The 10,989-nt window shown below is 37.2% G+C and carries 8 protein-coding genes; 1 reads left to right on the top strand and 7 read right to left on the bottom strand.

Annotation, left to right across the window (positions count from 1 at the left end):
- The 5 genes from ACIQZ6_RS10210 to ACIQZ6_RS10190 form a co-directional block, all read right to left on the bottom strand.
- A partial coding sequence (locus tag ACIQZ6_RS10210) for a PQQ-dependent sugar dehydrogenase (protein ID WP_395810740.1) occupies window positions 1-1,974 on the bottom strand: 1,974 nt, incomplete at its 3' end.
- A gap of 32 nt (window positions 1,975-2,006) precedes the next feature.
- A complete protein-coding gene (locus ACIQZ6_RS10205; RefSeq protein ID WP_395810738.1) occupies window positions 2,007-2,795 on the bottom strand; it encodes a DUF1080 domain-containing protein in 789 nt (262 codons plus the stop codon).
- A gap of 250 nt (window positions 2,796-3,045) precedes the next feature.
- Window positions 3,046-3,423: a GxxExxY protein gene (locus ACIQZ6_RS10200; RefSeq protein ID WP_395810736.1), complete on the bottom strand. Its 378-nt coding sequence runs from the start codon at window positions 3,421-3,423 to the stop codon at window positions 3,046-3,048.
- 412 nt (window positions 3,424-3,835) lie between these two features.
- Window positions 3,836-5,131 carry a Gfo/Idh/MocA family protein gene (locus tag ACIQZ6_RS10195; protein ID WP_395810734.1) on the bottom strand — a complete coding sequence of 432 codons (1,296 nt, stop codon included), beginning with the start codon at window positions 5,129-5,131 and terminating at the stop codon, window positions 3,836-3,838.
- A gap of 131 nt (window positions 5,132-5,262) precedes the next feature.
- A complete protein-coding gene (locus ACIQZ6_RS10190) occupies window positions 5,263-6,102 on the bottom strand; it encodes a sugar phosphate isomerase/epimerase family protein (RefSeq protein WP_395810732.1) in 840 nt (279 codons plus the stop codon).
- A gap of 538 nt (window positions 6,103-6,640) precedes the next feature.
- Between ACIQZ6_RS10190 and ACIQZ6_RS10185 the strand changes: the two genes are divergently transcribed.
- On the top strand, window positions 6,641-7,807 hold the full coding sequence (locus ACIQZ6_RS10185; RefSeq protein ID WP_395810730.1) for a PKD domain-containing protein: 1,167 nt from the start codon (window positions 6,641-6,643) through the stop codon (window positions 7,805-7,807).
- A gap of 76 nt (window positions 7,808-7,883) precedes the next feature.
- On the opposite strand, the gene ACIQZ6_RS10180 is transcribed toward ACIQZ6_RS10185, so the two are convergent.
- Window positions 7,884-9,974, bottom strand: a complete 2,091-nt coding sequence (locus ACIQZ6_RS10180; protein ID WP_395810728.1) for a right-handed parallel beta-helix repeat-containing protein — start codon at window positions 9,972-9,974, stop codon at window positions 7,884-7,886.
- Between the two features lie 528 nt (window positions 9,975-10,502).
- A partial coding sequence (locus ACIQZ6_RS10175; RefSeq protein ID WP_395810727.1) for an aminotransferase class V-fold PLP-dependent enzyme occupies window positions 10,503-10,989 on the bottom strand: 487 nt, incomplete at its 5' end.

Raw genomic sequence — 10,989 nt, 5'->3', positions numbered from 1 at the left:
AGCTGCGGCGTATTGTTGGGCAATCTCTATCTCTGCCACAGGATTTCTATTACCTTCCACAAATTCGATACGTACTAATCTGGCATCCGTATTTTTTGAGAACCAATTTGTGCCATATTCAAGAACATACAAGGCACCATCCTTACTAAACTGCATGTCGACCGGAGCTTGAAAAGTATAATGCTTTAAAAAAGGTTCTGTACGTAGATAATTACCGTTTTCATCTAAGGTTACTGCCATGATCCAACCACGGATCCAATCATAAATAAACAATTTACCATTGTAATAATCATGCAGTTTAAAAGGCGCAGTTGGAAAAAGATCACTATAATATACTGGTCCGGCCATAGCTGAAGCACCACCATTGCCTAAAATCGGAAAATGTTTAGAGGTCTTTTTACCATACCAGATCATAGCAGGTTGGGCAGCTGGTAATACCCTTTGACCGGTATTATTCGGAGAATCATTTATTGGATTCAATGGATCTTTTTTGGGTCCTTCCTTCTTTGTTGCGTAATTATACTTTGGGAATGCCTCATTGTTGCCAAGAAAATATGGCCATCCATAAAAGCCTGGTTTTCTGGCCTGATTTATTTCATCATAGCTCATTAACTCACCATCCTGACCCTGTACTTTGGTGTCGGGGCCCACATCGCCCCAATACAAATAGTTATTTTTTCTGTCTACACTAAATCGATATGGGTTTCGGGATCCCATCACATAGATTTCAGGACGTCCTTTTGAATTACCTTCAGTAAACAAATTACCCCTAGGAATGGAATACGTACCATTAGGCATCGGTTTGATTCTTAATATTTTACCTCTGAGATCATTTGTATTTGCTGCAGTAGCCTGATCATCTGCTAATACTCTCCCGGGTCGCTCATCTACAGGCGTATAGCCTTCAGTTTCTTCAGCATTGGTATTGTCGCCAGTTGACAGATAAAGAAGTCCATCCGTATCGAATGATATATATCCTGCAGAATGGCAACAGTATTTCCGCTGAGTTGGAATTTCGAGTAAAATTTTTTCGGAAGTTTGAACAAGACTGTCTCCATCAAGTAAAAATCTTGACAAACGGTTAACTGATCGATCCCCACCTAGTGCATAATAAAAATAGATCCAATGGTTTTCACTGAATTTTGGATCTATTGCCAAACCTAAAAGTCCATCTTCAATACCACTGAATACATTAAAATTGGATATTAACTTAATTTGTTTGGTTAAACGATTATAGATTTTCAGGCTACCTTTACGCTCGGCAAGTAAAACATCATGATTTGGAAGAATTGCCATCCCAAGAGGCTCATCCAAACCCTGCACCAAAACTGTACGCGTATATCGGGTGCTATCTGGAACAGACAAAGTTTTTACACCGGCATAATCAGGGGCAATACTCTTGGATAGCTTTTGTGAAATTGCACGCTTCAAATCTCCCTCATTAAAATCTGATCTCAATTGAGCCACCCAGCCTTTATCCTGCAGCCATTCTGCATCATCTTTTTGTAGATTCCATGACTGAAGCCAGGGCCATTGAGTCTGTAGCAATGTCGTATCCTGAATTGTCACAACTCCACCACGGCCAGCCTCTAGATAGCGCTTCAGGATTGGCAATTCCTGATAAGTCAATTGATTTAAAGAAGAAAAGGGAAGGAAAACAGCATCCATTTGTGATAGAGAGTCTTCATGAAAATAGTGTTTGCTAGTAGTGATCAAAAAGCTCCAATCATTTTTTAGGGCAGCCTTTTTAAATTTAGCTACATCCTGGCTATTGGTATCCGTTGAAAAATATAGAATCCGAATTGATTTTTTAGCCGGAGTACAAGCCCCGAAGATCAGGACTAACAAAAGAAATATATAATGCTTCATTAAATGAATAATGTTCTTAGTTCGGGCATTAGTATAAAATATCAAATCCTTCCAATGACCAAAATGCATTGAAAGGATTAGAGTACGAATATAAGAAAATAGCATTATTAGATATTTAATAAGGCCAAAATTACTTTTTACGGCAATAATGCAGCGGTTTCTGCTTCAGAAGTTACACCAGGTGCAAGTTCAATAACTTTTAGATTTCTGTAGAAGATTTGAGCCCCCTCAGATTCTAGGCAGAGGTATCCTTTTTTCTGGCTAGATTTTCTTATACCATTCACAAACTTACCGTTTACAGAAAGTTTGATCACACCGTCAACACAAACAACATCATAGGTATTCCATTCACCCTTACCTTTTACACGGTTTTCAATTGACTTGCTTCGATCGCCTCTTGGATTATCAGCAATAGTTGTTACACCTTGCACTCCAAAAAGTTCGCCATGAACATAGGCAATTGGAGGTTTAACACCATTTCTTATATTGAGATCGACCCACTCCAGGTCGAGCATTTGAATCTCTACTCCATCTGGTAGTGGATTTTTACCAATAGGCTTTGCACCGCTCCAAGCAAATACGCCAGAATTACCGCCAGCTTCCATATGCTTCCATTCCACATGTAAAATGAAATTTTCATATTGCTTTTCAGAACGTATTACACCAATGGGTAGACCTGTATTAGAAAGTGTTCCATCCTTCATTAATTTCCAGGTTTCTTTTGTTGTATTGACATTCACCCATTTCAATTTATTTTCCTTCTCTTTTGCTTTGGATAGCACAGCATCCATACTAGTAGATGTTCCAAACTCAAATAAAGTTTCCTGAGAATAGGACATATGGCTGCTAATTAGCAGCATACTAAGGAACATCAATCCTTTTTTTAACGTGTTATTCATAAGTTGTTTTTTTGGTTCTAAATTCATTCTATAATTCTTATTACTCCTCTGGAATTGTCTTTGCGAGACAATCCATCTAAAAAAATATACTCTCGCAAAGACGCGAAGGGTTTTCAATTAGTATGAAATTTTGTTTCCGTCATTGCTTTGCGTCTCTGCTTTGCGTCTTTGCGTCTCTGCGAGACAACCTTTTAAATAAATATATCTCGTAAATTTGTCTCTTCGAGACAAACCTTCTAAAAAATATACTCTCGCAAAGACGCGAAGACGCTAAGGTTTATATATTATTTACAATTCTGGTTATTCCATTTTTAATATAAGGTTCATTAAAATTAATTAATAATCCAAGTTTTATACCAGTAACCTTTAAATATGTAAGCAATTGTTTAGGATGAACTGGTGCAACCGTCTCGACTGATTTCAATTCAACAATTACTTTATTTTCAATGATTAAATCTGCTCTGAAACCAATTTCCATTCTTAGCTCATCCCAAATTAAGGGAATTTCTTTTTGTCTTTCAACAGTCAATCCCTGTTTACACAATTCATAAAACATTATTTCTTCATAAACTGATTCAAGTAGACCTGGTCCAAGTGTATAATGAATTTGGTAAGCAGTGTTTACAGTTATTAGAGATATTTCGTTTTCCGTCATTCCTTTGCGTCTCTGCGTCTCTGCGAGACAACCTTTTAAATAAATATATCTCGTAAATTTGTCTCTTCGAGACAAACCTTCTAAAAAATATACTCTCGCAAAGACGCGAAGACGCGAAGGGTTTTCAATTAGTATGAAATTTTGTTTCCGTCATTGCTTTACGTCTCTGCTTTGCGTCTCTGCGTCTCTGCGAGACACCCTTTTGAATAAATATATCTCGTAAATTTGTCTCTTCGAGACAAACCTTCTAAAAAATATACTCTCGCAAAGACGCAAAGACGCGAAGGGTTTTCAATTAGTATGAAATTTTGTTTCCGTCATTGCTTTACGTCTCTGCTTTGCGTCTCTGCGTCTCTGCGAGACACCCTTTTGAATAAATATATCTCGTAAATGTCTCTCTTCGAGACAAAACTTATACCACCTTCGTCACTCCTGGTATCGCCGGTTCAGGAACAGGCCATTTCAAGTCCCAAGAATATTGATTAAAATCAGGACCAATAACCTGATTGGAATTCATTGCCTGTTCCCAAGTAATGGTTTGTCCGCTATAGGCTACCATCCTACTCAAAATACCAAGCATGGTACTGTTAACCATAATCTCGCCATCATTCATAGGCTTACCTGAACGAATGGAAGCAAAAAGCTCATCATGCTGAACCTGATACATATCCTTCTTTTCTCCTTGGTAATCCCAAGTATTTTTTCCGATTATTTTATGGGTCTGCCCTTGATAAAGTGCAGTACCTTCTGAACCTATGATCTCTACTGAATTTTTGCCTGAACAGCCATCTTGCTGACGGCAAAAATTATACCCTTTAACGCCATTTGCAAATTCAAATTCAATAGCAAAATGATCGTAAATATTACCCCATTGCTTTTCTACTCTCGACTGTCGACCACCTGTTCCAAACGCTCTTATTGGCATTTGACTACCTAAGGCCCAGGTCATCATATCTAGGTTATGAACAACCATTTCTACGATAAAATCGCCAGATAACCAGTCGTAATAATACCAATTACGCATCTGATATTCCATTTCTGTCCATTCGGGTTTGCGAGGAAAATACCAGAGTCCGCCACCATTACGCGTAGAGTTAACCATTCTAACTTCGCCAATGTCGCCGTTCTGAACTCTTCCAAAAAGCTCTCTCTTTGGAGGATCATAACGGAAGCAAAAACCTGAAACAAGTGAAAGGCCTTTTTCTTTGGCCTTTTTTGAAGCGGCTAATACCTTACGAACTCCCGGGGCATCAACAGCAACAGGTTTTTCACAGAAAATATGTTTACCTGCTTCAACGGCGGCAACAAGCTGATCGGGGCGAAAACCTGGAGGCGTAGTCAATAAAACCACATCAACATCCGATTCCATTACTCGTTTGTAGGCATCAAAGCCAACAAATCTATTCTCCTTTGGTACCTTTACCTTATCGGGATGGGCTTTCAGAAGTATGTCATAAGAGCTATCCAAACGATCCTGAAATATATCAGCCATAGCTGTAATGATTACGTTAGGATCGGCTTTTATTGCCTGACTGGCTGCACCGGTTCCTCTTCCACCACATCCTATCAAAGCAACCTTCAACACACTTTTACTTTGAGCGAAGGTAGTTTTTGGGAATGCTGCACTTAATCCAATAGAACTACCTATAACGACTGCTCCAGTTGATTTAATAAATGATCTTCGATCTGTTGTTCCATTATTTGCCATATCTATCTTATTGATTTGTATAGTTTTAAATTGTAAATTATATCAGCCAATTTTTATTAACTCAATCAAACATTTTAGAGCCAATGCTACTAGTTGATAGCAAGAAATTATCTGTGTAAAAATAAATTCATCTATTTTAATGCACGCCTAAAATAGTTAACACTTTCAGTCACATCTGGAACATTGTTATACCAGTTATGCTCATATTCAACTGATAATAAACCTTTAAAACGCTGACGCTTCAGCTCCATAATTACTCCGTCGATATTTGAAACACCTGTTCCCCAATGAACATCATGTGCCTGTTTCTTATTTTTTTCATTTAAATCTTTAACATGTAACTGGATAACATGTCCTTCTAATTTTTTCAAAGACTCAACCGGATCAAGCCCAGAACGCACCCAATGGCCAATATCAGCACAAGAACCAAGGCGTTTACTTTGTCCTTGAATAGACGAAAGTACAATATCTGGATTCCAGTAAGGAGATGGTTGGGGATGATTGTGAATAGCTAGATTGATTTTGAACTGGTCACACAATTTTGATATCAGAGGAATATCTTTTACATCAGGTTCGGATGTAAAGTTTTCTAAACCCATTGCTTTCCCAAATTCGAATAATTGTAACCAATCTGCATCACCTTTAGCATTAACCACGCCATAAGAAACCATTTTGATTCCTTTTTCCTTCAATTTCTGTAAAATTTTAGTCCTTTTTGCAGCATCCATATGAAAATCCATTTTACCTTCAATGCCCCCACCAATAGCCTGACCTGGAAAAGCTTCTACATATTTTAAACCGCAGCTATCAATTTTATCAATGGCCTCAAAAAATGTAAAGCGGTTAAAGGTATAGGCTTGTGCACCTAGTTTCCAGCCTAATTTAGCTTCTGGATTTTGTGCCAATAAATTATTTACTACACCAAAAAGGCATATATTAAGAACCAAAAAGAAAATCAATTTACTTTTCATGAGCGTATAATTTGTTTAAAATTTGAATGATATGAATGAATAAAACTAGTAACTAATTAAAAAATACTACCAGAAACTATCTGATCAATTAAGGCCTTATTCATACCATGAATAAAATGCCATATTCTACATCAGATATTTGACAGTGGCTCTTTTAGTGAAGGTAATAAAAATATTAATATTACTAATTTCAATCTTAGGAGTGTTACTTCCGGAATACTATAAATTCCTAACGTAAAATAGTATTTCGGAAAACATGGAATGTCAAGTAGATAAAATACCTACAACTAATACATAGTTACATTTGTTTGATTTGAAAAATCCATACTTTAGTTTCTCAAATAATGCGTCCAAAATCAATCCTAATTTTATCAAAAATCCGGGATGTACTGTTTGGTCTTCGTCGAAGATTGGCCAACGTGACTACTGGTCGATTCATAAATAAATTGATTTAGAGCTTTTTAAAAAACAAAGAGTAATTTTCCGAACAAGACCTGAAAAGCAAATACCATCAAAACGAAGATTAAATCTATAGCATATGAAAAATAAAATCGACTTGAACTTCCAGATAAGTAAAATAGCTTGGTTAATTATCCTTTTCCTTTTAACAGGAAGCATATTGGATACAAATGGCCAGCCTACCCCAAACTACAGCACGGCAAGAAATGGAAAAATGTTCCAAATCTTTCAATTTCCCAGAAATCAAATGCCGCGAATCGACGGTGATAAAAGTGATTGGGACATGGTGCCTAAAAACTATACATACGGAACAGATCTTTTAAATGATACTGAAGACGGTAAAGGCACCAATATCGACCCAAAAGATCTCGACGTAAAAGTGAAAATAGGCTGGGTAAAGGGATTAAACCGTATCTATTTTCTATACGAGGCCTATGATGATTTTTGGGATTTTGAACGTTTCAATCCCGAAGGTTATTTAAATGATATTTTTGAATTGGTAGTAGACGGCGATTTGTCTGGTGGCCCTTTTATTCAAAATCCCTCATTAGATCCTGCCAAGCTAAAATGGCAACCTCAAAGCCCTTCCTATATCGAAAATCATTTTAACTTTAGTGGCGTACATGCACAGAATTACCATATTTTTACACCCCCTGTAAATAATGCATGGGTATTGGTATGGGGTAGCCAACCTTGGGTTTCCGAGTTTCCGCATGCAAACCAAGCCTATTCTTACAATTTTAAACATGGCGAAAGCGGAACTTTGATTTTGGAAGGATGGATTACTCCATATGACTATGCTCCGTACCAAGGGCCACAAAGGGCCATAGAATCTGAACTAAAAGAAAATAAGGTAATCGGGCTATCTTGGTCGATATTGGATTTTGATGGGGGTAAAAGAGAAGGCCATGTCAATCTCTCCCATAATGTTAAAATGGTTAGTAATGCCTCATATCTTTGTTCATTTCAATTGATGCCTTTGGAAAAAGAATTTTTGGAACCAATTAAGGCAGCATGGACGTTCAAAGTTATCGACGAAGAAAATGGAATAGTAGCCTTCAAAGATGAATCTATTGGATCCATCAAAAAATGGAAATGGGATTTTGGTAATGGTGAAACCTCAACGGAACAAAACCCGATTCATACTTTTAAGCAAAAAGGGGTACGTACAGTGATTACTTTAGAGGTTGAAGGGCCCGAAGGCAGCTCCAAACGTACCCGGTATTGGGAAGTGATGATACGGTAGGGCCATACCACTTCCAATATCGATCATAGTGTTTTATTATAAATTATTTATGTAAACTTATGTTAGGCCAAAACGCTTACTTTTTTGGACCTGTTAATCCTCGAGGTCCAACAGAGCTCATATCAATGGCGTTGAACCCCAGTTTAAAAGCGGGCGAACCTGATTTTAGTGAAAAATTGTAATTGGCAGCATCTACAAACATCGGGTCGGCATATTGAGAATGAATATCCTTTCCAGCCTTTTGCCATTCAGCCATGCTTTTGCCGTTAAAGTCAATTTCTGAAAGGCTTTTTGATGGATTGAAATAAAGGTTTCGATCCATTTCAAATGTTGAAGTTAGCTTCTCTTCTCCTTTATGGATGGGATGGTAATAAAACGTATAGGGTTCGTCATTCCATTTCTTATCTAACAATATTCCTTCCTTCCAGAAAATAATGTTGTTTTCGAAATAAACACTTTGATGTGGTTCACTGAGGCTGCGGCTTAGCTGCTGTAATCTTCCCAATGCAAAAATATTATTCCTGACGGTAAGTTCTTTTGCGAAATGAATGTTGTATCCTGCGAATTTGGTATTGTAAACGATATTGTTTTCGATTAAAATATGAGTTGAGCCTTCATCGTTGTAAATTCCCCATCCTCCGTAACGATTGGCATCCACATCATGGATGAGGTTATTTCGTAAAACAGTACCTGGAGAAACTCCGAGGGTATAAATTCCACCCATATCCGAAAGTAATCCCTGACCGATATGATGAATGTGATTGAATTCGATGACATTGTCGCGGCTAATGCTTCGTTTGTAGCTCCATACCCAGCCAACCGAAATCCCGGTGTAAAAACCATTATGGATCAGGTTATGAGCCACATGATTTGCTTCTGTTTGTTGTAAAAGAATTCCTACAGCCGATGGATACTTTTGACCGAAATAACCAATTTCATTATCTTTAAATTCATTTTTGGCCGTTCTCAAAAAAGGAGAATCTGCAAAAGTTCCGCCATTTACCTTGAATCCGCCGGCGGCAATTTGGCTTATCTGATTGTTTTTAAAACGATTGCCAACGCATCCTGCTTGCAGATCTAAAGCCCAGTTTCCCAGCTGAGTAAATTTACAATTGCTGAATTCGCAATTGCGAGCTCCTTTCAAAGTAACTGAAGCAGAAACGGTTGATGAGCCTTGTCCGTTATTTGTATCACCTTCAGGAAGCTGGAAATTGGTATGCCGAAATTCAATATTCCTAAAGGTAATATCTTCAACAAATTGCTGGTTTTCGGGGTCACCTTCCAAACGAACTAATTCTTTTATGACTGGAGCAAAGAATGTAACATCTTCAGGTTTTTCCTCTGGGAAAGGAAAATAGCTCAGTTTTCCGGTTTTTCGATCGAGGTACCATTCGCCAGGAGAATCCAACTCTTCCATCACATTTTCGACTATATAACGGGCTCCTTCTTCATTAAAATCGTCAGCAAATACTTTTTTTGAAGCATGTTTAAACGAGACAAGGTTATTCTTTTCATCAATCGATTCAATAGAAAGGTGGGTATCTGTCCAGAAATGGTAAACTATCACTTCAGCATCACCCAAATTGGTCCATTTTGGGTTTATATCTCCTTTAACAAATTCAAACTTCTGACTTGGTTTATTATAACCTGTAGTTTTTGGTGTTCCATCTGGCATTCCTTTTACACGTAGAAAACCGTTGTTGGGCTTCCGTGCTCGGGGTCGCGAATCACCATTGACAAAAAGTTGATTGAATTTCCATTGTCCAGCAGCAACTTCAGGAATCGTGGTGATCCACCATCCATTTTTCTGCTTCTTCCAGCCTTTTATTTCCCGTCCGCCACTTAGGATCACAGCTTGATCCTGATACCGGTCAATCAGCATCGCTTGTTTTTTTGATCCTTCAGCTACCGGTTTTATTATCAGGGGTTTCTTTAGTTCATAGGTACCTTCCATCAATAAAATGGTTGCAATTTCTTCAGGCTTGGATAGTTTTCCGTTTTTTCGGATCTCATCCACAGCCTTTTGGATGTTTGCAAATGGTTTTTCGGGTTGAGATCCGGAATTCAGATCATTTCCATTTGGTGAAACATAATAGGTTTGGGCTTTGGATTCATTTTGAATTCCTAAAAAACAAAATAATAAAAGCAGACTAGATAAAATTTTCATTGATCTATAGATTAAATAGTTATAATTTAAAAATCGAAATTTAATTGTAGATTTTCAAAAGATTCTTCAATTTGACCAGGTATGACAGCCTTTTTATTTACGAACATGGTTTTTCCTTGATTACCAAAATTAGTACTTATTGGGCGGCCTATATTAGGATAACCCAATTTCTTATTGCTTCTAATTAGATATCCCTGCTCCTCTTACTGACCAGTGTATTTCTTCCAAATCTGTTTTTTACTGAATCCATTAGAAATTAACTCTTGGATGAAAGAATTTTGGCCTTCTTCTGTGAAATACTTGACTGCTTTTATTATAATTTTATATTGATTCTTATGCCTATTTGTGTAAACCTATGTTTAAACAAGACTGTTACCTACACTGCCTCTATGTTTTACATTTTTGTTATTAAATGTTTAGGGAAATCCTGTACATTTTCACAACAAATTTGTTCCATAACTTGCTGTAACTCTGTTTTTAATAAGGATATAGTATGATTGCCGCCTAGCATGTATTTAAACTAAAAATTTATTTAGCTGCAGCAATCTCTGCTATAGCTTTTACGAATTTATCAAGTTCAGACAAACGGGTATATACATGTGGAGTTACTCGAACACAATTTGCTGTATCGTATACAATTGGAACGGTATGAATTTTATATTCATTAAACAATTTACTATCCAGATCTCTTGGGTTAACCCCATCAATACTAATGCCGCATATTGCACATGAATATTCAGGTTTTAAAGAAGTGTGAATTTTAACCCGCTGAATTCCCTTCACTTTCTGTACCCAATAATTTTTTAAATAACGAACCCGATCTTCTTTCCTCTTACTCCCTATCGCATTATGAAAATTAATTGCCTCACCAATACCCTGCTCAATAGGGAAGCTTCGAGTGCCAAGGGTTTCAAATTTTCTAATATCTGACGATTTAGGATTTGGATTACAGACCAAAGGCCAAATTTTTTCAATTTTTTCTTTTTTGATGTACAGCATCCCGCTTCCAATTGGG

Origin of the sequence: Daejeonella sp. (genome assembly GCF_044348475.1) — a bacterium.
GTDB lineage: Bacteria > Bacteroidota > Bacteroidia > Sphingobacteriales > Sphingobacteriaceae > Daejeonella.
The sequence above is the reverse complement of the archived record's forward strand: the minus strand, read 5'-3'. Positions and strand labels throughout refer to the sequence as shown.